22 protein-coding genes are annotated in these 21,893 nt (G+C 67.1%); 10 read left to right on the top strand and 12 right to left on the bottom strand.

Features of this window, described 5'->3' with window-relative positions:
• On the bottom strand, positions 1 to 1,345 hold a 1,345-nt coding region (locus B1790_RS14765), incomplete at its 3' end, for a DHA2 family efflux MFS transporter permease subunit (protein ID WP_079923983.1).
• A gap of 326 nt (positions 1,346 to 1,671) precedes the next feature.
• Between B1790_RS14765 and B1790_RS35310 the strand changes: the two genes are divergently transcribed.
• The 3 genes from B1790_RS35310 (at position 1,672) to B1790_RS14755 (ending at position 3,203) form a co-directional block, all read left to right on the top strand.
• On the top strand, positions 1,672 to 1,950 hold the full coding sequence (locus tag B1790_RS35310; protein WP_233165128.1) for a hypothetical protein: 279 nt from the start codon (positions 1,672 to 1,674) through the stop codon (positions 1,948 to 1,950).
• Between the two features lie 33 nt (positions 1,951 to 1,983).
• The gene (locus B1790_RS35300) at positions 1,984 to 2,421 is read left to right on the top strand and encodes an FAD-dependent oxidoreductase (protein ID WP_233165129.1); all 438 of its coding nucleotides are present in this window, start codon (positions 1,984 to 1,986) and stop codon (positions 2,419 to 2,421) included.
• A 65-nt stretch (positions 2,422 to 2,486) separates the two neighbouring features.
• Positions 2,487 to 3,203, top strand: a complete 717-nt coding sequence (locus tag B1790_RS14755) for an MgtC/SapB family protein (protein ID WP_079923982.1) — start codon at positions 2,487 to 2,489, stop codon at positions 3,201 to 3,203.
• A 14-nt stretch (positions 3,204 to 3,217) separates the two neighbouring features.
• Here the strand turns inward: B1790_RS14755 and B1790_RS14750 are convergent, their stop codons facing one another.
• Positions 3,218 to 4,837 carry an alkaline phosphatase D family protein gene (locus B1790_RS14750; protein WP_079923981.1) on the bottom strand — a complete coding sequence of 540 codons (1,620 nt, stop codon included), beginning with the start codon at positions 4,835 to 4,837 and terminating at the stop codon, positions 3,218 to 3,220.
• 126 nt (positions 4,838 to 4,963) lie between these two features.
• On the opposite strand from B1790_RS14750, the gene B1790_RS14745 reads away from it, so the two are divergent.
• Positions 4,964 to 5,161, top strand: a complete 198-nt coding sequence (locus B1790_RS14745) for a three-helix bundle dimerization domain-containing protein (RefSeq protein WP_233165127.1) — start codon at positions 4,964 to 4,966, stop codon at positions 5,159 to 5,161.
• Between the two features lie 3 nt (positions 5,162 to 5,164).
• Here B1790_RS14745 and B1790_RS14740 read toward each other — a convergent pair whose 3' ends face one another.
• Positions 5,165 to 6,067, bottom strand: coding sequence for a hypothetical protein (locus B1790_RS14740; protein WP_079923979.1), 903 nt, complete (start codon positions 6,065 to 6,067; stop codon positions 5,165 to 5,167).
• Positions 6,068 to 6,162: 95 nt separating this feature from the next.
• On the opposite strand from B1790_RS14740, the gene B1790_RS14735 reads away from it, so the two are divergent.
• The gene (locus B1790_RS14735; RefSeq protein WP_142271319.1) at positions 6,163 to 6,972 is read left to right on the top strand and encodes an adenylate/guanylate cyclase domain-containing protein; all 810 of its coding nucleotides are present in this window, start codon (positions 6,163 to 6,165) and stop codon (positions 6,970 to 6,972) included.
• Here B1790_RS14735 and B1790_RS14730 read toward each other — a convergent pair.
• Together B1790_RS14730 and B1790_RS14725 are read right to left on the bottom strand one after the other, a co-directional pair.
• The gene (locus tag B1790_RS14730) at positions 6,969 to 8,483 is read right to left on the bottom strand and encodes an AMP-binding protein (protein WP_079923978.1); all 1,515 of its coding nucleotides are present in this window, start codon (positions 8,481 to 8,483) and stop codon (positions 6,969 to 6,971) included. The two genes, B1790_RS14735 and B1790_RS14730, sit on opposite strands and share 4 nt — an antisense overlap.
• Positions 8,484 to 8,515: 32 nt before the next feature.
• Positions 8,516 to 8,824 carry a WhiB family transcriptional regulator gene (locus B1790_RS14725; protein WP_142271318.1) on the bottom strand — a complete coding sequence of 103 codons (309 nt, stop codon included), beginning with the start codon at positions 8,822 to 8,824 and terminating at the stop codon, positions 8,516 to 8,518.
• Positions 8,825 to 8,923: 99 nt separating this feature from the next.
• Between B1790_RS14725 and B1790_RS14720 the strand changes: the two genes are divergently transcribed.
• The gene (locus B1790_RS14720) at positions 8,924 to 9,553 is read left to right on the top strand and encodes a TetR/AcrR family transcriptional regulator (RefSeq protein WP_079923977.1); all 630 of its coding nucleotides are present in this window, start codon (positions 8,924 to 8,926) and stop codon (positions 9,551 to 9,553) included.
• Positions 9,554 to 9,557: 4 nt separating this feature from the next.
• Here the strand turns inward: B1790_RS14720 and B1790_RS14715 are convergent, their stop codons facing one another.
• From B1790_RS14715 to B1790_RS14700, 4 genes are all read right to left on the bottom strand, one after another.
• Complete coding sequence (locus B1790_RS14715) at positions 9,558 to 10,445, bottom strand: DMT family transporter (protein ID WP_079923976.1); 888 nt, start codon at positions 10,443 to 10,445, stop codon at positions 9,558 to 9,560.
• Positions 10,442 to 11,566: an acyl-CoA dehydrogenase family protein gene (locus B1790_RS14710; protein ID WP_079923975.1), complete on the bottom strand. Its 1,125-nt coding sequence runs from the start codon at positions 11,564 to 11,566 to the stop codon at positions 10,442 to 10,444. Before B1790_RS14710 ends, B1790_RS14715 begins: the two co-directional genes overlap by 4 nt.
• The gene (locus B1790_RS14705; protein ID WP_079923974.1) at positions 11,566 to 12,798 is read right to left on the bottom strand and encodes an acyl-CoA dehydrogenase family protein; all 1,233 of its coding nucleotides are present in this window, start codon (positions 12,796 to 12,798) and stop codon (positions 11,566 to 11,568) included. The genes B1790_RS14710 and B1790_RS14705 overlap by 1 nt, the downstream gene beginning before the upstream one ends.
• 76 nt (positions 12,799 to 12,874) lie before the next feature.
• On the bottom strand, positions 12,875 to 13,525 hold the full coding sequence (locus B1790_RS14700) for a ScbR family autoregulator-binding transcription factor (protein ID WP_079923973.1): 651 nt from the start codon (positions 13,523 to 13,525) through the stop codon (positions 12,875 to 12,877).
• Positions 13,526 to 14,047: 522 nt separating this feature from the next.
• Here B1790_RS14700 and B1790_RS14695 point away from each other — a divergent pair.
• Positions 14,048 to 15,034, top strand: coding sequence for a hypothetical protein (locus B1790_RS14695; protein WP_142271317.1), 987 nt, complete (start codon positions 14,048 to 14,050; stop codon positions 15,032 to 15,034).
• Here the strand turns inward: B1790_RS14695 and B1790_RS14690 are convergent.
• Both B1790_RS14690 and B1790_RS14685 read right to left on the bottom strand, forming a co-directional pair.
• Positions 14,981 to 16,774 carry an EAL domain-containing protein gene (locus B1790_RS14690; RefSeq protein ID WP_079923987.1) on the bottom strand — a complete coding sequence of 598 codons (1,794 nt, stop codon included), beginning with the start codon at positions 16,772 to 16,774 and terminating at the stop codon, positions 14,981 to 14,983. The genes B1790_RS14695 and B1790_RS14690 overlap by 54 nt on opposite strands.
• 275 nt (positions 16,775 to 17,049) lie before the next feature.
• The gene (locus B1790_RS14685; RefSeq protein ID WP_079923971.1) at positions 17,050 to 17,790 is read right to left on the bottom strand and encodes a hypothetical protein; all 741 of its coding nucleotides are present in this window, start codon (positions 17,788 to 17,790) and stop codon (positions 17,050 to 17,052) included.
• Positions 17,791 to 18,166: 376 nt separating this feature from the next.
• Between B1790_RS14685 and B1790_RS14680 the strand changes: the two genes are divergently transcribed.
• Positions 18,167 to 18,619, top strand: a complete 453-nt coding sequence (locus tag B1790_RS14680) for a MaoC family dehydratase (protein ID WP_079923970.1) — start codon at positions 18,167 to 18,169, stop codon at positions 18,617 to 18,619.
• A 9-nt stretch (positions 18,620 to 18,628) separates the two neighbouring features.
• On the opposite strand, the gene B1790_RS14675 is transcribed toward B1790_RS14680, so the two are convergent.
• Positions 18,629 to 19,810 carry an acyl-CoA dehydrogenase family protein gene (locus tag B1790_RS14675; RefSeq protein WP_079923969.1) on the bottom strand — a complete coding sequence of 394 codons (1,182 nt, stop codon included), beginning with the start codon at positions 19,808 to 19,810 and terminating at the stop codon, positions 18,629 to 18,631.
• A 99-nt stretch (positions 19,811 to 19,909) separates the two neighbouring features.
• Here B1790_RS14675 and fabG point away from each other — a divergent pair, with 99 nt between their 5' ends.
• Entirely contained in the window at positions 19,910 to 20,650 is a 741-nt protein-coding gene (fabG, locus tag B1790_RS14670) for a 3-oxoacyl-ACP reductase FabG (protein WP_079923968.1), read from the top strand.
• Complete coding sequence (locus tag B1790_RS14665; RefSeq protein WP_079923967.1) at positions 20,650 to 21,876, top strand: acetyl-CoA C-acetyltransferase; 1,227 nt, start codon at positions 20,650 to 20,652, stop codon at positions 21,874 to 21,876. The genes fabG and B1790_RS14665 overlap by 1 nt, the downstream gene beginning before the upstream one ends.
• The last annotated feature ends 17 nt before the right edge of the window (positions 21,877 to 21,893 follow it).

The raw sequence follows: 21,893 nt of genomic DNA, 5'->3' as shown, positions 1-21,893 counted from the left end.
TGAAGGCGGCGTGCACGCCGGGCATGTCCGGCGCGCCACCTGAGGCCGACGCCTTGGCCATCACCGTCACGAACAATGCGGTGCCCGCCGCGCCTGCGACCTGTTGCAGAGTGGTCATGATGGCGCTGCCGTGGGAGTACAGGCGGTCGGGCAGTGCGCTGAGCGCGTCCGTCATCAGCGGGGTGAACATCATCGACAGCCCCACCATCATGATGGTCTGCAGGACGACGAGTTCCCAGACAGGCGTGGCCGCGGACATCGTCGCGAATCCGCACAGCGACAGAAACAGCATGATCGAACCGGGGACTACGAGTCGTCGGGCGCCATGCCGGTCGTACACCCGCCCGACCAGCGGCCCTGCCAGGCCCATCAGCAGTCCGCCTGGCAGGCTCGTCAGGCCGGCGACCAACGCGCTCTTGCCCAACACGTCCTGCACGTAGAGCGGCACCATGATGATCGCGCCGAACAGCCCGGTGAACCCGATGACCACCAGACCCACCGACACCGAGAACCGGCGGTAGGTGAACGGCCGCAGGTCGAGGAACGCGCGATCGTCGCGCTGCAATCGCAGCTGCCGCACGCCGAACAGCGCCATCGCAACCGCACCGGCGCCCAGCGGCACCCACGCAGGCACCGCCGGACCGTCGGGACCGGAGGCCCCCAGTTCGGACAGCCCGAACACCAAGCCCGCGAACGCGATCGCCGACAGTGGCACCGAGACGGGATCGATCGGGGTGGGATGCTCCCGGTCGTCCGCGACGCGCAGCCACGTCCACCCGGCGAGAAGCCCGAGCAACGCGATGGGCAGCACGATCCAGAACATCCACCGCCAGTTCAGCGATCCGAGGATGAACCCGGACAGGGTGGGTCCCACGGCGGGTGCGACGGCGATGACGATGGAGATGGTGCCCATGGTCTGCCCGCGGCGGTCGGCAGGGATCAGCTTCATGACGGTCGTCATCAGCAGCGGCACCATGACGGCGGTGCCACATGCCTGCACGATGCGGCCGGCCAGCAGAACGGTGAAACCGGGGGCCAATGCCGCGACCAGCGTGCCGACGCAGAACAGCGACATCGACGCCATGAAGATGGTCCGGACCGGAAAGCGCTGCAACAGCGATCCCGACATGGGTATCACCACGGCCATGGTCAGCAAGAAGCCACTGGTCAGCCATTGTGCGGTGCGCGCGACGATGTCCAGGTCGACGATCAACACCGGCAGCGCGACGCTCATGATCGTCTCGTTGAGGATCATGACGAATGCGGAGAACACCAGCAGCGCGATGACGACGCCCGCACTGGGCAGCGCCTTCGGCCGAACTACGGATCGTTCTCCGGTACTCACTGCACACTCCCTTGGGTGACGGCACGTTGGTTAGTCCGGCTACTCAGGGTAGGCGTGGATCAGCGCTCGGGCCCAACGGCCTCGGCAATCCCTACCTCCGAGCGCGGCGGCGATCACACAGTTTCCGTCATGACCAGAAGGGCAGCACGAGCGAAGGCGACGACACGTCCATCGCGGCCGACCTTGCCGTGATCGGATTCGGCAAGGGCGTCAAGACGCTGGCCGCCGCCCTCGGGCGGAGGGCAAGCGGGTCGTGATGATCGAGCAGGCCGCGCAGATGTACGGCGGCACGTGCATCAACGTCGGCTGCGTCCCGACGAAATCGCTTGTCTACCAAGCTCAGGGCGGACAACTTCGCCATGCTCGACGGCATCGAGTCGGTCTCGGTGCTCACCGGCCGAGCCGAATTCGTCGACCCGCACACCGTCAAGGTCACCCTCGTCGACGGTGGCGGCATCGTCGTGGTGTCCGCCGAACACCTCGTCGTCGGCACGGGATCCGAACCCCGCATCCCGGACGTTCCTGGCCTGTCGGACAGCGGCGTGATGGTCACAGCACCGACCTGCTCGCGGCTCGGAGGTCACGGTGCTCGAACGCCACCCTGAAGTCCTCGGCCAGGAGGACGACGACGTCGCCGCGTGTGCCCGAGACCTGTTGCGCGAGAACGGTATCACCGTCACGGCGCGCTCGAATCGGTCGACGCCGGGGCGGTGGCCGTCGACGACCACCTGCGCACCAGCCAGCCTCACGTCTTCGCGATGGGTGACGTCAACGGCGGACCACAGTTCACCTATGTCTCCCTCGACGACTACCGCATCGTGCTCGATCAACTCGCCGGATCGGGCACGCGCAGCACGACCGACCGAACGGCCGTGCCCTACACGCTCTTCATGACGCCTCCGTTGGCGCGAGTGGGCCTCACCGAACGCGACGCCCGAGCGGACGGGCGGCGGGTGGTCGACGTGGTGTCCCTGGCGATGCGCCACGGCATCACCGCCACGCAGCTGCGCGACGAGATCTACACCCACCCGTCCATGACGGAGGCGTTCAACCAGCTCCTCGCCGCGCTCGCCTGAGCCGTCGCCTGCCGCCGTGCGTGTCCGACGGCCGAACGGCCCGCCAGGGGTGAAGAATTCGACGCATGTTGGCCGTCGACTTGTTGACAAGGGTGGGATTGGCGACGGTGCTCGGCGTCGCGATCGGATTCGAACGGCAATGGCGTTCGAGGACGGCCGGTCTGCAGACGATGGCGTTGGTCTGCATGGGGTCGGCGCTGTTCTTGATCCTCAGTGCCTACAGCTTCGACCAGACGGGCGACCGGCTTCGCGTCGCGGCTCAAATCGTCTCGGGGGTGGGCTTTCTCGGCGCCGGCGTGATCATGAAGCAGGGGCTGTCGGTGACGGGACTCAACACCGCGGCCACGCTGTGGGCGACCGCGGCCGTCGGGGCGTTGGCAGGAGCCTGGATGTGGCGAGAGGCCCTTGCGGGCACCGCCATCGTGGTGGCCGGGAACTGGTTTCTGCAACCGCTTGGCGCCAGGATGGACCGCGCCCACTCGAAGCGACGTGACGCCACCCCCGCCGACTACGTCCTGGAGGTCGTGTGTCAGCGCTCCGTCGAGGAGGAGCTCAGGGTCTTGATCTCCGAGGCGTTGCCGCCGCAGGCGTTCCAGCTACGCGGGATTCAGGTGAACCGGGCGCAGGGTCCGGAGACGGTGCAACTGCAGGCCGAGTTCGCGACCGCGGTCCGTGACGACGACAGTGCCGTCGACGCCGTTCGCGCACTGAGCGGGCAGCCGGGAGTCACGTCGGTGCGCTGGAGCATCGCCCACGAAGACGCGGCCGGCTGGTCAAGCTGACCTTGGTCGCCACCTCAGCCGGTGAGGGAGACCCGCGCGGCCTCGTCGAGTGACTCCGAACCGCGGGGTTGTTCGAAGATCGCCTCCGCGTTCCGACCGGACGTCCGCAGGGTGGCAAGGGTGTTGCCGAAGAGGGGACCGTTGACGTCGCGCCATGCGAACGGCAATGGGGGACAGCCGTTGTGCTGCGCCCAGCGTCTGGTGAGGCGGGCAAGTCGTTGTGACCAACCAAGTTTGAAGACGGGCTTGACGAACCACGGCACGTAGTTGTGCACCGGTGAGCACACCAGCTGATGGACGCGCGCGTGTGCGGCCGGAATGTCGGCGCGTGCCACGTAGCTGTGGTGGACGTCGCCGGAGAGCACCGACACCGTCGCTGGGGCACCCGAGTCGCGGGTGGCCACGTCGACGATGAGGTCGCTGAGCTGCAGAAAGGACTCGGCGAACGCCGCCCAGTGTTCGAAGTCCGCCGTCTGACGCACTGTTTCGCCGAGCTTGCCGCGCCAGCCCGGCCGGTTGGCCGCGCGCTCGTTGACCATCTGCATGTCACCGATCGCCGGCGGGAGCAGCCACGGCAGCGACGACCCGATGATCAGATGGTCGACCCCGTCGAGGCCGTCGTTCACGTGCTCCTTCAACCAGGCGAACTCCCTGTTTCCCAACATCTTTCGGTCACCGGAATCCAGGATCCGGGCGTTGCGCGAGTCCACCATGATCAGGCGGCTGCGGCCCAGGTCCCACCGGTAGCTGAAGCGCAGGCCCTTGTCGTCGTCGACCTCGGTGTCGGCCCGGTCCGCGAGGTCGACCAGGAGCGGCCAGACGTCGCCTTCCGCGGCGAGCACCTTCTGGAAGTCCTCGTCGTCTGCCAGTTCGCTCGGGCTGAGGTTGCCGAGGTGTTGGTAGACCCAGTACGACGCGAGCCCCGACCTAATCCGATCGCGCCACCACGGCTTCGCGTTCACCTCCTTGCGCCAGGCGCCCGAGGTGTTCCAGTCGTCCCTGATGTCGTGGTCGTCGAAGATCATCGCGGTCGGGATCGTCGACAAGATCCACCGGATCTCCGGGTCGCCCCAGGTGTGCCGATAGAGACCTTCGTATTCGTTGAAGGTCACCACTTCGTCCGGCGGGCGATGACCGCCCGAGCGACGCCCGGCCAGGTGTCGGCGAGCCTCTGGGGTGAGCTCGTCGGCGTAGACCTGGTCACCCAACAGCACCAGCGCATCGGGCCACTCGTCTAGCGGCACAGACGGCAACCTCGAGGCGTAGCAGTCAAGGGCGTCGAAGCCCAGCTTGTCGTCGAGCTTGGCGTCACCGGTCTTCGGATAGCGGCACGACCCGAAGATGATGCGCACGTGGTCGTTCGCGGTGTGCCCCCGCGTCCTGATGACGCTCGGCGGGAAGGTGGCGTCCGGCTCCGGCCAGACCTGCTCACCGTCGACCTGGACCTGGTACTCGGTGATCGAACCTGCCTCGAGGCCGTCGACCAGGACCATCGCGTAGTGACAGCCCTGCACCTCGAACGTCGAAGCCGAGCATCCGAGCACCTCCACCACTGCCGACGAGTGCGTTTGAACCCACACGGTCGCAGTCGTCTCGCCGACGTGGCGCAGGACTGGGCCCAGCAGCAGTGACATCCGACCAGCCTAGGCGCGCCCCGCATCACGGCCCTCGTGAGCGGGTAGGGGCGTCACCTGCCAATGTGGTGTGAAACGTTTCAATGCAGTTGACCGGCGAGTGAACGCAGTGCCAACATTGCCGGCGTGGAGTCGAATGAACGGGCCGTCATCTCGCAGCTGGTCGACCGTCTGATGGCCAGTTACCCGGACGTGTCACCCGAGACGGTGACCATGGTCGTCGAGCATCAGCACGCGGAGTTCGACGGCAGCAGAGTTCGCGACTTCATTCCCCTGTTCGTCGAGCGAAGGGCGCGGCGAGAACTCGCGACCGCGCGCGGCTGACCGTCAGCGCTGCTCTAGAACTGGGGTCGCCTGGTCGCTCTCGGCGGCACCGAACAACGCCACCGCGATCGCACCGCCGACTGCGCCGACGAACGCGATGACCACCAGCCAGCCCAATCCGGGCGCCGAGGTGTCACCCAGGAGCAGAACGCCGACGATGCCGGGCACCACCGTCTCGCCAGCGACCAGTGCGGCCGACGCGCCGGTGACAGAACCGATCTGCAGCGCGACGGTGAACAGGTAGAAGCCGCCGACGCCGGCGATCGCCGCTGCCCAGGCGGCAGGGTCGGCAAGGACGACGGTGGGTTGGAACGGGTCCACTCCGGCCACGACGCGTACCGCGACGGCCATAGCGCCGAACAGAACGCCTGCGACGAGTCCGGCGGCGACCGCGCCGCGGGCACCGAGCACGCGAATCAGACCAAGGCCGATGGCGACCATCGCGACCGAGAACGCGAGTACACCCCAGTGCACCGCTGCGCCAGGCACGTCCTCGCCAATGTGCCCGGAGGTGAACCCCAACACGCACAGCGAGAGGACCACCGTGGCAATTGCCACCCAATCACGCGGGCGGAGGCGGACTTTCAACACGATGACACCGAGTACGGCCGTCACGACGAGGTTGGCGCTCATGATCGTCTGTGAGAGGAACAGCGGGATCAACCTTGCGGAGACCACGCTTCCCACGAAGCCGAGGCCGTCGAGTGCCATCCCCGTGAGGAACGCAGGCGTCAGCGCCGCACGCACGGTCGCGGCGAGAGAGGGCGCACCGGACGCCGTCGTCGCACCGACCGTTCCGCGAGCGGCGTCCTTGGCGGCGGCACTGCGGGCGCCGTAGGCCTGCAGCACCGACGCCGTGCCGTAACCGAAGCACGCGACCAGCGCCGCCACCAGACCGATCAGCACCGGTCGCCTCCGTTGATAGCAGTCATCCGTGCAGTATCCAGGAGCGCGCCTCGCCGACGAGCCGATCGGAGCCTCGCGACGGCTACCATCGCGCGGTGACGCAACTCGTTCTGTCGATCGCGCTTGGAGTCGCGCTCACGGCCGTCGTCACCCTCGGAATCCTGCTCATCGTGACGTCGCGCCGACTCTCGGACGTTCGACGGCGGCTCGAGCGTGCGCAACGGACCGCACCGAGGGTTCGGCGCAGGCGTCGAGGCCTGGCGCCAGTCGCCATCCGTAAGACGTGGAAGACAGCGGAGATGTTGCGCGCCAAGGGTGTTGGTGCAGTCGTTCGCAACTCGATCGAAGACCTCGCGGGGTGGGCCAGCGTCGAGCGGCCCGACTTGGCGAGGCTGGCAGCCGACGGGCACGTCGTCGTGGTGTTCTCCGACATCGAAGGGTCGACGGAGCGAAACGAGGCCCTCGGGGACCGCGACTGGGTCGCGTTGCTCCAGCAACACGAACGGCTCGTTCGCAGGTCGGTCGACGAGCACCGCGGTCACGTCGTCAAGAATCAGGGCGACGGCTTCATGCTCGCGTTCGCCGACCCGACCAGTGCGCTGCGCTGTTGCGTCGACGTGCAGCGGGAGTTGGCCCGGCATCCCGATCGCTGGCAGGACATCAAGGTGCGCATGGGGATTCACATGGGGGAGTCGGTGCGGCGAGGCGACGACCTGTTCGGTCTCAACGTCGCGATGGCGGCCAGGATCGCCGGGCACGCCGACGGCGGCGAAATCCTGATCAGCGACGTCGTCCGCGACGCGGTCGCACACGCCGACGGCGTCAGAGTGACGTCTGCGGAGGTAGTGGAGTTCAAGGGTTTCAGCGGCACCTACGAGGTGTTCCCGGTCGTGATCGCCGACTAGCCCGAGTTGCCGGCCACTTCGCGACGCGCATGGGCCCGCACGACGTCCTTCGCGACCTTCCCGTTGGGCGTCAGTGGCAGTGACTCCACGAATAGGACGTGCCGCGGTCGTTTGAACGCCGCCAGATTCGCGCGAACGTGGGCGACGAGTTCGTCGGGGGTTGGCGCGCTTCCTCGGCGCACCACCACGACCGCGCAGACCGCTTCACCCCAGTACTCGTCGGCGACGCCCACCACCGCGACCTGGTCGACGTCCGGGTGCCCGGACAGCACGTCCTCCACTTCACGGGAGGACACGTTCTCGCCGCCGGTGATGACGACGTCCTTGCTGCGGTCGACGACCACCAATCGGCCGTCGGCGTCGACGCGGCCCACGTCGCCGGTGGGCAGCCAGCCGTCGACGGTCACGGGAGTGCGCCCCGGCCAGTAGCCGGCGGCGACTTGTCCACCGCGGACCAGGATCTCACCGACTTCACCGCCCGCGATGCGAACCTCGACCTCGCCGTGCGGCCGGCCCGCGGTCGCGAGGATCGTTGCGTCCGCGCTGGCGCCGGCGCGGTGGTCGGCAGGACCGAGAAAGGTTACGTTGCCTGCGGTTTCGGTCATGCCGTAGCCCTGGTGGAAGTCGACGTCGAGCCGGGCGAGCGCGCGTCGCAGGAGGTCGGCGGGGATCGCCGCGGATCCGTAGGACACGTCGCGCAACGTGGGCAACTGCGTTCCCGTCTCCTCGAGATGGGCGAGCAGGGAGTGCAGCATCGTGGGCGCCAACGAACACGACGTCACGCGATGGGCGAGAACCGCCGCGACGAACTCGTCGGCGCGGAAGGTTGGGACGGGCAGCACCGCGGAGTGTGCATGGTGGTGCACGAGCATGTTGTAACCCGCGATGTGGCACATCGGAAAGGGCAGCAGGTAGACGCCGCCGGGGCGCACCGACCGGCCAGCCACGGTGCCTCGCACTGCGGTGGTGACGGATCGGTGCGTGTGGAGCACGCCCTTCGGTGCTCCCGTCGACCCACTGGTGAACAGGAGCCACGCGGGATCGTCGGGTTCGACCCGGTCCGCGGCCGATGCCGAATCGTGAATGGCGCGTTGCCAACTCGGGTCGTCGAACGTCACCACTTCGCTGACCGACGGTACCTGCCGGGCGAGTGATGGCAGCGCGTCGAGGTATCGGGCGTCACCGACGAGGACTGTTGGCTCCGCCGATGCCAGTTGACCGATCTGCTCGCCCGCGCTCAACCGCTGGTTGACCAACGTCAGCACGCGCCCGGACCGCGGGACGCCGTAGTACAGCCGGGCATAGGACGCGCCGTTGTCCGCGATGACGGCCACTCGGTCGCCCCACTGGGTTCGTTCGGTCACCCAGGCAGCCACCGACCCGATCTGGCGGTCGAACTCCTGGAACGTGATCCCTACGCCGTCGGGGGTGACGATCGCTTGCCGGTCCGGTGTGTCGGCTGCGGCCGACGACACCAATTCGTGAATGAGGTCGATCCGCGCGCCGGTCATCGCGCCGAAGGATAGCCGCGTCGACGGCGCCTCTACCCGGTGCGGACCGGGAAACCGTGCCGAGTGGCCAGGGACCCCAGTTGCTTCAGGGCGAACCGGCGGCCGCGACCCTCACCAGGGATCAGCACTCCCGCCCACAGGCCCTCGGCGCCAGGGGTCCGGCATGCCTCCTGGGCACACAACCAGCGCCGCGGACAGGCCCGGCACAGCGCCTTCGCGCCGTCGTCGGGTGAGGTGGTCCACCGGTCGGGGTCGTCGGCGCAGGGGAATCCCGAATGCGGAGCGGTCGCCCCCCGTTCGCGCAGTCCCACTGCCGCGATGGGTCGTCCATGGGTCTGCATGGTTTGGGCCTCCCGTCTCATACCAAGTCCCGATTACCCTTTGATGACAATACGTATGTATTGCTCTCCACGATACAGGCGTATTGCTAACGTTGCCCAGTGACGTCCGTCTCGGAGACCTCGGAGATTGGTGGCGACGGCCCGTCGAGCACGGAGCGGATCCGAAAAGCCGCCCTGGCGAACTTCGCCGTGCATGGGACGGCGTCGACGTCGTTGCGGGCGGTGGCCGCCACGGCCGGGGTTTCGCTCGGGATGGTGCAGCACCACTTCGCGACGAAGTCAGCGCTGATCAAGGCAGTCGACGACTACGTCGTGTCGTTCGTGATCGGAGGAATGGCACAGCCCATCCCGGAACCACCCGCCGACTCGATCACCGACATCGGATCGAGGGTCCGCGGACTCATCGCCGAACATCCCGAGGTCGCCGCATACGTGGGCCGGGCGATGGTCGACGGAAGTCCACTCGGGGCGACGCTCTTCGACGCACTGATGGAGGTCGGCACGGCCCGGTGGGAGCTGCGTGCCGAACGCGGCGAGGTTCGTCCAGACGTCGACCTGACCTGGGCGACCATCAACGCGCTGGTCCTCGCGGTGGGCGCGATCAGCCTCCGCGCCCACGTCGACCGTCATCTTCCCGAGCCGTTCACGACGCCCACCCAGCTTCGGCGGTGGCAAGAGGCCACCGACGACCTGCTGCGGGACGGGCTGTTCCAGCACCCCGACGACTGACGTCTCAGCGCGGCGCCGCCAGCGTCGGCTCGGCCGACGGGCCCGACCGTCGGGTGGCCAACACCGAACCTCCGAGGATCAGGGCCAACCCCGCCAGATTCCACGGCGTGAGCGGCTCGCCGAGCACGATCACCCCCGCCGCCAACGCGACGGCGGGGTTGACGTAGGTGAACACCAACGCGCGAGTGGGCCCGACCTCCCTGATCAGTGCGAAGAAGACGATGAACGCGACTGCGGTGCAGACGACGGCGAGGGTCGCCAAGGCCAGCAGGACTCGTGTTGACGGCATCTCGGTCGGCCAGGTCGCGGCCGCGGGGCCCGCGTACACGACGGCCGCGACGCCGAGACACGCCGCAGTCATGGGCAGGGCCGGGACGTCGGCGAGGTGGCGAGCCGCGACGAGTGGGGCGATCGCGTAACACGTAGCCACCAGCAGGACTTCGACGACGGGCCACGCGCTACCGCCGGTGATCGCCGGCCCGGCCAACACCGCCACACCGGCGAATCCGACGGCGAGCCCGGCAATTCGCTTGCCGCCGAGTCGTCGTTCACCACCGGTCAGCCTGTCGAGTACCGCGGCGACGATGGGGGAGGCCGCGATGAGCAGACCGGTGAGCGAGCTGGAGATGTGCCGTTCGGCGTCGGAGAGCATCAGCCAGGCCGCAACGATTTCGAAGAAGGCGAAGACCAGCACCGGTTTCCAGGATCTGACGACCGGTGCCCACGCAGCGCGGGACAGCACCAGCGGAATCAGCACGGCGGCGCCAATTGCGGTGCGCGCGAAGACGAGTACGGGCGCCGAGACACCGTCGACCGCGATCTTGATCAGCAGATACGGGATGCCCCAGATCACGCTCATCGCGGCGAAGAGCAACCACCCCCGCGCGGTCACCGCCGAGTGAGCTGCGCGTAACGCGTGACGTGGTGGTCGGTGGTGCCGTACTCGTACTGCACGGCGGTGAGGCGCTTGAAGTAGTGCCCGATCGCCAACTCCTCCGTCATGCCCATTCCGCCGTGCAGCTGCACCGCGTTCTGACCGACGAACCTGGCTGCCCTGCCGATGGTGGCCTTGGCCGCCGACACGGCACGCGCGCGCGTCGCCGGGTCGGCGCCGAGGTTGAGCGTCGCGAGGTACACCGCCGCGGCGGACTGTTCGAGCTCCATGTGCATGTCGACCATGCGGTGCTGCAACGCCTGGAAACTGCCGATCGGCTGGCCGAACTGGTGGCGCTGCTTGGCGTAGTCGACGGTGTCGGCGACCACGCGCCGCATGGCGCCGACGGCCTCGGCGCACACGGCCGCGGCACCTTCGTCGCGGGCCTGCGCCAACGACGGCCAGGCCTGCCCCTCCTCACCGAGCAGCGCATCGCCCGGCAATCGCAGTTCGTCGAGCACGAGGTCCGCCGCGCGGCGGTCGTCGACGGTTCGGAAGTCGTGCATCTCGAGCCCACGCTCGACGGTCGCGACGTCGACGAGGAACAGTGACACGCCGCTGTCCGTGCGTGCCGTGATTAGAAGGTGTGTCGCGATGGGCGCGCCGAGCACCATCATCTTCGCGCCGGAGAGCGCCCAACCGGTTCCGTCGCGGTGGGCGGTCGTCGCCACGTCGAGCCAGCGATCACCCGACTGCTCCTCGGCTGCAGCGAGGCTGACGACCGCCTGGCCGGCTCCGATGCGTTCGACCACCTGGGTGGCCGGCTGGCCCCCCGCCCTGAGCAACAGTCCGGCGGCGACGACGGCGGTGTCCACGTAGGGCTCGACGACGAGGGCCTGGCCGAGTGACTCACCGATGACCATGACCTCGACGGGTCCGCCGCCGCTGCCGCCGACGCGCTCGGGCAGCGCCGCGCCGAGAATGCCCAGATCGTCGGCGAAGGCACGCCACACGTCGGGCTGCCAGCCAGCGCCCGTCTTGGCGGCGGCCCGGCTCCGGTCGAGTCCGTAGCGCGTCGCCAGGAACTTGTTCAGACCGGTGCGGAGCATCTCTTGTTCGTCGGAGAGTCTGAAGTCCATCACAGCCCCAACTCCGCCTTGGCGAGGATGTTGCGCTGAATCTCGTTGCTGCCGGCGTAAATCGAGCCGGCGCGGTCGTTGAGATAGCGCAGTGGAGCCACGGCCTGCCACGGTTCGCCGCCGACGTAGCCGTCGGGTGGTGGTTCGTACTGCGCGATTGGTCCGCCCGGTCGCGTCGCGTGAGGCTGGTACGCCCGGCCCCGCGGACCGGCTGCCTCCATCGCCAACTCGGTCAGTGTCTGACTGAGTTCGGTCGCCAGGATCTTGAGCATCGAAGACGCCGAGCCGGGATGTCCGCCGTTCGCCAGGGTGGCCAAGACGCGGTATTCGAGAACTTCCAGGACGTCGGTCCGGATGCGGGCCTCGGCGAGCTTCCGCGAAAACGCCGGATCGTCGATCAACAGGTCACCGTCCGGGCCGGGTTGCGCCGTCGCGGCGGCGGTCACCTCCTCGGCCATCACCTGCAGAGCGGGCGCGCTGGCACCGCCACCCCGCTCGAACTCGAGGAGGTACTTGGCGACGGTCCAGCCGTCGTCGATCTCTCCGATCACGTTGGTCTTGGGGATGCGGACCTCGTCGAAGAACACCTGGTTCTGAATCTCTTCGCCAGAGGTCATCACCAGTGGCCGGACGTCGACGCCCGGTGAGGTCATCTCGAGCAGCACGAACGTGATGCCCTGCTGCTTCTTGGCGCTACGCGAGGTGCGCACGAGGGCGAACATCCAATTCGCCTCCCTGGCATGCGTCGTCCAGATCTTGCTGCCGGTGCAGACCAGGTCCTCGCCGTCGTCGACCGCAGACATGGACAGGGCCGCGAGGTCGGATCCGGCTTCCGGTTCCGAGTAGCCCTGGCAGAAGAACACCTCGCCGGTGAGGATGCGGGGCAGGAAGTAATCCTTCTGGGCCTGAGTGCCAAACTTCACGATCGCATGCGCCACCATGCGAATTCCCATGGGCGACAACGACGGAGCGCCTGCGAGGGTGGACTCGCGACTGAAGACGTAGTGCTGGGTCAGGCTCCAGTCGCACCCCCCGTATTCGACGGGCCAGGCCGGCGCGGCCCAGCCGCGGTCGTGCAGGATTCGCTGCCACTCGAGGCTGGCCTCGTGGTCGCTGTAGACACTGGTCATCAGGCGCCCGAACTGTCGTAGCTCCGGGGTCAGCTTGTCGTCGAGGAAACGGCGCACCTCGTCGCGGAAGGCGATGTCGGCTGGCGACCAGAGAAGGTCCACTACTGTCCTCCGTCGTTGGATGAGGTACAGGAGACAGTAAACCTAGTTACCCAGGTGCGGTCGGCCCGGGGGTGACCTACGGCGTCGTCGGTGGGCGCACGGCCTGGCGAGCGAGGAACTCGCGGTAGTAGCCCAACGACTCGTCGGTCACGAGCGCCGGCAGCAGCAGTTCCCAGTTCTTGGCGAACCGGCTGCGCAGGTCGGCTCCGTTCGCGAGCGCGCTCGACAGCAGCTCGGCGCCCGCCATCCCGGCGACGATTCCGGCGGCCGTCGACCCGGGGTCCAGGCCGGCGCGCAGATCGCCCTCGGCGATGGCCTTGGCGATGTGCTCGGTGAGTTCGTCGACGAGGATCTGCAAGGTGCTCTTCGCCGCCGGGTTGAAGCTGCCGAACGTTCGAAGGAGGCGGGCCCCAGCCCTGGACACTCTGTCGACGGTCAGCACATCGGTCACGACGAAGGATCCATGGATGACGTTCTCCATGGTGGGGGACCCCGATCGGCCTGCGCCGCGGAACGAGCTGAGGACGGTCTCGGACCCCTCTTCGATGATCGCGGTCGCCAGGGCTTCCTTGGAATCGAAGTGGTAGTACAGCGCGCCCTTGGTCAGTTCGGCACGTTCGATGATGTCGCCCAAGCCGGCAGCCGGGTACCCGATCTCGTTGATGAGGTCGACGGCCGAGTCGATGATCTTCCTACGTGTCGCCTCGGATCGAGCCTGGCGCACCATGTTTCTTGAACTCCTTCGTCGATCCGTCCAGGCCATGGGCGTTGGACGGGATCAATAGTTCGTTCGCCTCCAACTGGGCGGCGTTCCCGTCTGGGATGCCGCCCGGCCGTCTGGAAAACGCCAGTCAATCGAGTGTGCGAGTCGGTCCGGGATCGAGAGGCCCGCGAGGGCCGAAGATCTCCGATGATCTGCTCGGCGCGTTAGAGATTACCCGTCTGGCGCCGTTCGACGGACATCTCGGCGCCGCGTGGTGGGTTCTAGCACGGTCCTCGGGCCGCCGGGTCGTGTCGTTCGGACTTGGTAGGCAAACCTCGTTGTCGTGCTGCATTTCGTTACAAAAGTATGTAAAGTACCGGCCGTGGCGACTTTCGGTCTGAAAACTGCGCTCCGTGCATCCGGTCGTGCCGGACAAGCGCAACCCTCCGGCGAGGAAGTGCCGACCCAGAACGTGTGTGCTGAAGCAGACCCTCTCCGGCGAGGCGTGGCACATCATCAGCCAACTGTCCAGCCAACACGGAGTACATGACGTCTATGTGGGATTTGGAAGTCGACATCGCGGTCATCGGGGCGGGCATCGGGGGTCTCGCCAACGCCATTGCGGCAGTGGACGCCGGGGGTGAGGTGTTGGTGGCCAACGCCCTACCAGGGGCGCCAGCTCCTTCCATGGCATCAGCCGTTCCAGAGACACCGGCAGCCCTGACAGGTCTTTCACCGATTGCGCTCCGTGAGCGCGTCGCAACCGCACGCGGCTGGCTGCGGCGCGACACGCTCGACCTCGAGACCAACGAGTACCTGGCCGCGGTCGGCGAAGACATCACCGATTCCGCGATCGACCGTGGCAACGGGACGGTTCCTCGTCGCAACGCCCGTAATCTGTCGACCGACGAGGCCTTCCGCCGACCCGTCGAGACCTTCGTCGGGGCGCGATTGACCGGGTGGGCCGAGCAGTGTGTCGCCTCCCCCTACGGCCTGCTCTACACGAGCATGCGCGATTGGCGCTCCACCAGCATGAAGTCCGCGAACGGCGAGTCCGTCGAGGCGTTGTCGATCGGCGCGATCGACTGGGCCGACGGTTTTGGCGACGGCGCACTCCGTCATTGGCTGACGGTGGAAGCGTTGAAACGTGACATCGAAGTCGAGGCCGAGACCCGGTTCGAGAGGATCGTGTTCGAGGAGGGCGTCATCGCCGGCGTGGTCCTTTCGACCGAGGACGGTCCTCTCGCGGTGCGGACCCGGGCGGGGATCACCTTCGCTCCCAGCGACTACCACCCCGGCGCGGGTGAGTACGTAGGAGTCCCCGAGGAGCGACTGCAGGTGTGCCTCGTCGGTCGGACCGCGAGTCGGTTCGGGCGCGTCGAGCTCTTGGACACCGAACCTGCGGCACCGCCACGCCCGACGTGCACCGGTTCACGGCGCCAGGTGCGGGACGGGTTACACGACGCGAGGCAACAGGCCCTAGAGGGATGGCGTTGTGGAAAAGTGCACGGGTACCCGCCCCTTGGCCAGTAGCGAGGCCATCTCCTCGCCGTTCAGCGGTCGGGAAAGAAGAAAGCCCTGCGCCCGGTGACAGCCGTGGTGTAGCAGCGTCTCCGCGGCGGCCACCGTTTCCACGCCCTCGGCGACCAACTCCAGCTCGAACGCCTCGGCAAGCGCGATGACCGCGCGGACGATCGCAAGGTCGTCCCGGTTCGATCCGAGGTCCGCGACGAAACTTCGATCGATCTTCAGCACGTCGACCGGCAGCGACTTCAAATGGGCCAGCACGCTGAATCCGGTGCCGAAATCGTCGATTGCCAACTGCACGCCGACATCTCGAAGGCCCGCCAGAGTGATGCTCGTCGCCTCCATGTCCTGGACCACCACGCTCTCGGTGATCTCGAGACATACCGAGCCGGGATCGAGACCGAACTCTCGCATCACGGCCGCGACGATCTCCACGAACCCGTCGGTGACCAGCTGGACCGGGGACACGTTGACCCTCAGGACGATCCCATCGGCGACACCGAGGGCGCGCCACCTGGCGAACTCCTCGCATGCCGTTCGAAGCACCCAGCGCCCCAGATCGCCGGCCAGGTTGATCGACTCGGCAACGGCGATGAAGGCCGCAGGGGACAACAACCCGCGGGTGGGGTGATTCCAACGAACCAACGCCTCGGTCGCAAGAACTTCCCCGGTACGCATGTCGACCTCGGGAAGGTATTGCAGGAACAGAGCGCCGTTCTCGATCACTTCTTGCAGGTGGAGTTCGATGTCGTTGCGGTAGTCGGTTCGCAGGGACATCTCGTCGGAGAACACCGCGACCTGGTTGCCACCCTCCGCCTTGGCCTCGAGCACCGCTTGATCGGCCCGGCGAAGCAGATCCGACGTGGAGTCCTGCCCCGGTGTGCCGAGCGCCACGCCGATGCTGGCGGTTCTCGTCAACATCTCGCCGTCCACCGGGACGCGTTCGCCGACGATCGCCAGCAACCGGTTCGCGAGCTGCTCGGCGTCTGTCGTCGACATCGGCGAGGAGGGTATGACGACGAACTCGTCGCCCCCGAGGCGCGCGACCACGCCGGCGTCGTCGACGCCACGCTGCAGCCGTTCGGCGATCACCCGGATGAACCAGTCGCCGACGGTGTGACCGAGGTAGTCGTTGACGGTCTTGAGCCGATCGAGATCCAGGTACAAGGCCGAGACCGGGCCTGGACGGCCGGCCTTGAGCCGTTCCTCGAGATGGTCGAGAAGCGCGCGGCGGTTGCGCAGGCCAGTGAGGTCGTCGTGGACGGCCAGATGCCGAAGGCGCTCCTCGGCTTGCACCCGGGCCTGCACCTGGGCGAAGAGGGATGCGATCGCCTCCAACGCGTTCAGCTCAACTGGCTCCCACTCCCGATCGCCGATCCTGACGAATCCGAGCACTCCGGTGGTGACGTCGCCTGACTTGAGGGGGGCAGCCGCCATTGAGGTCTGGGGGATGTTGCGTCCCTCCTCGATCCGCTTCTGGTAGGCGGCGTTCTCGGGTCGGAAGACCATCGGCGTCTTGACGTGCTCTGCCAATGCGAACACCGGATCGGCATCCTTGTAGTAGACGACCCGCAACGGGTCCGGATCGGGTACGTCGGGTCGAAGCGGCCACTCCGCGACCAGGATCGACGCGCGAATGGAGTGGTCGTTGTACCGCAAGAAGCTGAAGTCGACGTCGAAGTGCTTCACGAGGACGGCCAGCACTTCCTGCGACACCAGGGGTGAGGTCGCCGCGTTCGCCCCCATCAGCCGGACGGCGACAGTCGTCACCAGCCGTTCAAGGCTCAGGGGCGTACTCTCGGCGGACACTGGATCAGGGTAGCGGTGCACCGTGGAAGTCGAATGCGCACCGGGGGGCTCCGGCAAAGGCTGTCACGACGCAACGCCGCCCCGGACAGTCGAGGCGATCTCGGCCCTGCCCGGAAACCGCTGCGGTGGACTTCGTTTCGCGCTCGGCCCCCGACGGCCAAGCGCATGGGCGAACTTGCCCGTCGGAGGTGCTCAGTTTTCGGCTGCGTCCGTCATAGGGCGGCCGCGTGGTCCCTCGGCTGCGCCTCGGCCCGTGTCGACACGATGCTCATCTCCCGGAAGATCTTCGGAATCTGATCGGGGGCAGCATGATTGGCGAACGTTCGCCGGTCGTACCACATCATCTTCGTGCGGTACCTGTCGTCGGGGTACGGTGTCGCCGGTATGGGGGCCACCACGGCTCCCGACGTACGCCACCTCTCCAAGATGTGCGGGGCGGACGTCGCCATGCAGAACTGGATGTCCAACAATGTCATGGCGTGGAACGGCGTGCGCGCCAGCGCCGTCGAAATGCGTCGCGCCTTGTCGCGGTCGTCCGTGGTCCACGCCGTCTTCATCTCGAGGACGCCGAACGGAACGCGGTCGTCGATCATCTTGCGGACGGCGGCGAGGCCCGGCTGTCCGGCCCATTCGACGGTGGCGTGCGAGTCGTCAGCCGACAGGAGCGGCCCCTTGGCACGCAGCCCGCCGATGACCCGCCCCGTCGAGTCCAGCGTCGCCCAGAACATGGCCGTGTCGGAACCCTCCCTCACGGCGTCGACGTCGACGGCGCGCTCGACACCGTGGCGCCGGTAGCTCTCCACGGCGCCGCGAAGGTACTCGTCCCAGAGTTCGGGATCGGTATCCGGTCGCGACAGCACGGTCGTCACTTCGGCGTCGGAGTCCCACCAACTGATGTTGTCGGTGATTCCGCAGTCGGACGTGACGCCGAAATTAAGCGGTTGGGGGTGCATTTTGGCCTCATTCGTAAGGCGGCCGACACGGTGGATATCGTTGCTGGCCGCGGTACCTGCAGTGGGGAATTTCGGGAAACTCGAATTAAGTATCGGTCTCACCATGTCCCTAACCCAGCTAGGTTTCAGAAGTTTTCTGAGGCCCCCAGAAGGCGGCGCTTAGCTGGCAAAACGCCCGGCTAACCACGCCAGTATTACGGCAGAATTGAATATTGACGTCTGCGCTGGCCATCGATGGGCGTCGATGAACAGTCGAATTGCTGGTCAATTCTCGGCAACCAACTGCGTATCTTTGCCATTGCCGTCGGGTGGGGTAGAACGTAATGGGCAATGGCTGCCGGCTTTCGCCGGGTGAGCCCCGGCAAGAGGAGAGAACGTGAAAGTATTTCAAGATCTAAACGAGTTCGCGGCGGCTCAGGGGACTCAGTTCGGACCAACGGAGTGGTTACGGATCGGCCAAGATCGTGTGGACCTATTCGCTGACGCCACAGACGATCACCAGTGGATTCACGTGGACCCCGAGCGAGCCAAGGAGGGCCCGTTCGGAGCGACGATCGCCCACGGCCTGCTGACACTGTCGTTGTTGCCGCACTTTTCGCATCAGCTCTACCGGGTCGACAACATCAAGCTGGCCGTGAACTATGGCTACAACAAAGTGAGATTCGTCACTCCGGTCAAGGTGGGGTCCAACGTTCGGGCGCGCGGCGAGATCACGGCGATCGATCGACTCGAGGGGGCCATCCAAGCTACCACCACGATCACGGTGGAGATCGAGGATTCGAGCAAACCTGCTGCAGTTGCCGAGTCGATCGTTCGTTACGTGGCTTGAGTTGGGCGCCTAGACCTTTCGCTGGGCGGCTTTGACAAGGCCGCCGCCGATGATCAGGCGCTGAATCTCGCTGGTGCCCTCGTAGAGGCGTAGCAGTCGAACGTCGCGATAGATTCGCTCCACCGGGACGTCTCGCATGTAGCCGGCCCCTCCGTGCACCTGCACGGCGAGATCCGCCACCCTGCCTACCATTTCGGTGCAGAACAGCTTCGCGGTCGACGGCGCGATCCGGCGGTCTTCCTCGGTCAGCCACATCTTGGCGGCGTCGCGGACCAGGGCACGGCCCGCCATGACCCCGGTCTGCATGTCCGCGATCATCGCTTGGACGAGTTGGAACGCGCCGATCGGCGTACCGCCCTGAGTTGCCGTGGCGGCGTAGGAAACCGACTCGTCGAGGGCCCGTTGGGCAGCGCCGACCGACAGCGCCGCGATGTGGATGCGACCGCGCGCCAGGGAGGTCATCGCGGCGCGGTACCCCACGTCGACTGCGCCGCCGACGAGCGCGTCGTCTCCGACTCGCACCCCGTCTAGGGAGACGTCGGCCGTCCAGGCCCCCTCTTGCCCCATCTTGGCGTCCTTGGCGCCGACCTCGACGCCCGCCGCGTCGGCGGGCACCAGGAAGACGGCGATGCCCGGGCCGTCGTCGTCGGCGGGGCGAGTGCGAGCGAAGACGATGAACAGGTTGGCCGTCGGAGCGTTGGTGATGTACTGCTTGCTTCCGCTGATGACCCAGGTGTCGCCGTCGCGAATGGCCTTGGTGCGCAACCCCGCCGGGTTCGAGCCCGCGCCCGGCTCCGTCAGCGCGAAGGATGCCACGACGTCACCAGAGGCGATGTCGCCGAGCCAGCGTGCCTTCTGGTCCTCGGTGCCGAAGCCGACGAGGACTTGCCCCGCAATGCCGTTGTTGGTGCCGAACATCGACCGCAGCGCCAACGTGGTGTAGCCGAGCTCCATCGCCAACTCGACGTCCTGGGCGATGTTCAGTCCGAGTCCGCCCCACTGCTGGGGGATTGCGTAGCCGAAGAGCCCCATGGCCTTGGTCTGATCGCGGATGTCGTCCGGGATCCGGTTGGCGTTCATGATCTCGAGCTCACGAGGCATCACGGCGGATCGGACGAATTCGCGGGTGGCCTCGAGGATGTCCCTGAAGTCGTGATCGCCGACCTCGGGGGTGGTCGCCGGATCTACCATGCGTCGTCGTCTCCTGGCCGGGGTGGGTGCGTTGCTCCAACAAATATCATATTTTATGTTTGACACCTTGAAGGGCTTCACGACAGGACGGGGCATCGAATGCCATTGCTCGACGGACGAACCGCCGTGGTCACCGGTGGCGCACAGGGAATCGGCTTCGCCATCGCCGAGCGCTACGTCGCCGAGGGCGCCCGGGTGGTGCTCGGCGACCTCGACCTCGCGGCGACCGAGGCCGCCGTCGAGAGACTTGGTGGTCGCGACGTGGCCGCCGCGGTCCGATGTGACGTCACCGACGCCACGGAGGTCGAGGCGTTGATCAACGCCGCAGTCGACTCGTTCGGCGGTCTGGACGTGATGGTGAACAATGCGGGCATCACCCGCGACGCCACGATGCGCAAGATGACCGAGGAGCAATTCGACCAGGTGATCTCCGTGCACCTCAAGGGCACGTGGAACGGAACGCGCAAGGCCGCAGACGTGATGCGGGAGAACAAGAGTGGTGCCATCGTCAACATCTCGTCGATCTCCGGCAAGGTGGGACTGGTGGGCCAAACCAACTACTCGGCAGCCAAGGCGGGCATCGTCGGCCTGACCAAGGCCGCGGCCAAGGAGGTCGCACACCTCGGCGTCAGGATCAACGCCATCCAACCGGGCCTGATCCGCTCGGCGATGACGGAGGCCATGCCGCAACGCATTTGGGACGCCAAGCTCGCCGAGATACCCATGGCCCGGGCCGGTGAGCCGGTCGAGGTCGCCAACGTCGCCCTCTTCCTTGCCTCGGATCTGTCGTCGTACATGACCGGCACCGTGCTCGAAGTCACCGGAGGCAGGCACATCTGATGGCCGCCGTCGCCGGCCAGGCCGTGATCTGCGAACCCGTCCGCACCCCGATCGGACGCTACGGCGGCATGTTCTCGTCCCTCACCGCCGTCGACCTCGGTGTCGCAGCGCTTCGCGGGCTACTGGAGCGCACGGGCGTGACGCCTGGCGCCGTCGAGGACGTCATCCTCGGGCACTGCTATCCGAGCATGGAAGCACCGGCCATCGGTCGCGTCGTCGCACTCGACGCCGGTCTGCCGGTGACGGTGCCCGGCATGCAGCTCGACCGGCGTTGTGGATCCGGCCTGCAAGCGGTCATCCAGGCCTGCATGCAGGTGGCGACCGGACAGAACGACCTCGTCGTCGCCGGCGGCGCCGAATCGATGAGCAACGCGGTGTTCCACTCGACCGACATGCGGTGGGGCGGAGCGCGCGGCGGGGTGACGGTGCACGACGCCCTGGCTCGGGGCCGGACCACCGCTGGTGGTCGGGATCATCCGGTGCCCGGCGGCATGATCGAAACCGCCGAGAACCTGCGCAGGCAATACGGAATCGGCCGCGAGGAGCAGGACGAGTTGGCCGTGACCTCGCATCGACGGGCGGTCGCCGCGCAGCAGTCCGGTCTGCTGGCCGAGGAGATCATCCCGGTCACCGTGACCAGCCGGCGGGGCGAGCAGGTGGTCGACACCGACGAGCATCCGCGGGCGGGCACCTCGGTGGAGTCGTTGGGGACGCTGAAACCGATTCTGGCGACACATGATCCGGAAGCCACCGTGACGGCGGGCAACGCCAGCGGGCAGAACGACGCTGCGTCGATGTGCATCGTCGCGACCGCGGAGAAGGCCGCCGAGTTGGGGTTGAGGCCGTTGGTCCGACTGGTGTCCTGGGGCGTCGCGGGAGTACCGCCACACCTGATGGGACTTGGCCCGGTGCCTGCGACGACAGTGGCATTGGGCAAGGCCGGCCTCACCCTTGCCGACCTCGATCTCGTCGAATTGAACGAGGCGTTCGCCGCGCAGGCGCTCGCGGTCATGCGCGAGTGGAACTTCACCGCCAAGGATCTGGACCGAACGAACGTCAGGGGCTCCGGAATCTCACTCGGTCACCCGGTGGGGGCGACCGGAGGGCGCATGCTCGCGACCCTCGCCCGCGAGCTGTACCGGCGCGACGGACGATACGGGCTGGAGACCATGTGCATCGGCGGCGGACAGGGCCTCGCCGCCGTCTTCGAGAGGGTCCCGGCATGACACAGCGAGAAGCGAAG

The sequence above is a fragment of the Mycobacterium sp. AT1 genome (genome assembly GCF_002043095.1).
Classification (GTDB): domain Bacteria; phylum Actinomycetota; class Actinomycetes; order Mycobacteriales; family Mycobacteriaceae; genus Mycobacterium.
The sequence above is the reverse complement of the archived record's forward strand: the minus strand, read 5'-3'. Positions and strand labels throughout refer to the sequence as shown.

Coding starts and splice junctions, on each gene's coding strand:
- B1790_RS14755 (WP_079923982.1), top strand. CDS start 2,487: ATGTTGGCCGTCGACTTGTTGACAAGGGTGGGATTGGCGACGGTGCTC.
- B1790_RS14750 (WP_079923981.1), bottom strand. CDS start 4,837: ATGTCACTGCTGCTGGGCCCAGTCCTGCGCCACGTCGGCGAGACGACT.
- B1790_RS14730 (WP_079923978.1), bottom strand. CDS start 8,483: ATGACCGGCGCGCGGATCGACCTCATTCACGAATTGGTGTCGTCGGCC.
- B1790_RS14725 (WP_142271318.1), bottom strand. CDS start 8,824: ATGCAGACCCATGGACGACCCATCGCGGCAGTGGGACTGCGCGAACGG.
- B1790_RS14710 (WP_079923975.1), bottom strand. CDS start 11,566: ATGGACTTCAGACTCTCCGACGAACAAGAGATGCTCCGCACCGGTCTG.
- B1790_RS14700 (WP_079923973.1), bottom strand. CDS start 13,525: ATGGTGCGCCAGGCTCGATCCGAGGCGACACGTAGGAAGATCATCGAC.
- B1790_RS14695 (WP_142271317.1), top strand. CDS start 14,048: ATGACGTCTATGTGGGATTTGGAAGTCGACATCGCGGTCATCGGGGCG.
- B1790_RS14690 (WP_079923987.1), bottom strand. CDS start 16,774: ATGGGGGCGAACGCGGCGACCTCACCCCTGGTGTCGCAGGAAGTGCTG.
- B1790_RS14685 (WP_079923971.1), bottom strand. CDS start 17,790: ATGCACCCCCAACCGCTTAATTTCGGCGTCACGTCCGACTGCGGAATC.
- B1790_RS14675 (WP_079923969.1), bottom strand. CDS start 19,810: ATGGTAGATCCGGCGACCACCCCCGAGGTCGGCGATCACGACTTCAGG.
- fabG (WP_079923968.1), top strand. CDS start 19,910: ATGCCATTGCTCGACGGACGAACCGCCGTGGTCACCGGTGGCGCACAG.
- B1790_RS14665 (WP_079923967.1), top strand. CDS start 20,650: ATGGCCGCCGTCGCCGGCCAGGCCGTGATCTGCGAACCCGTCCGCACC.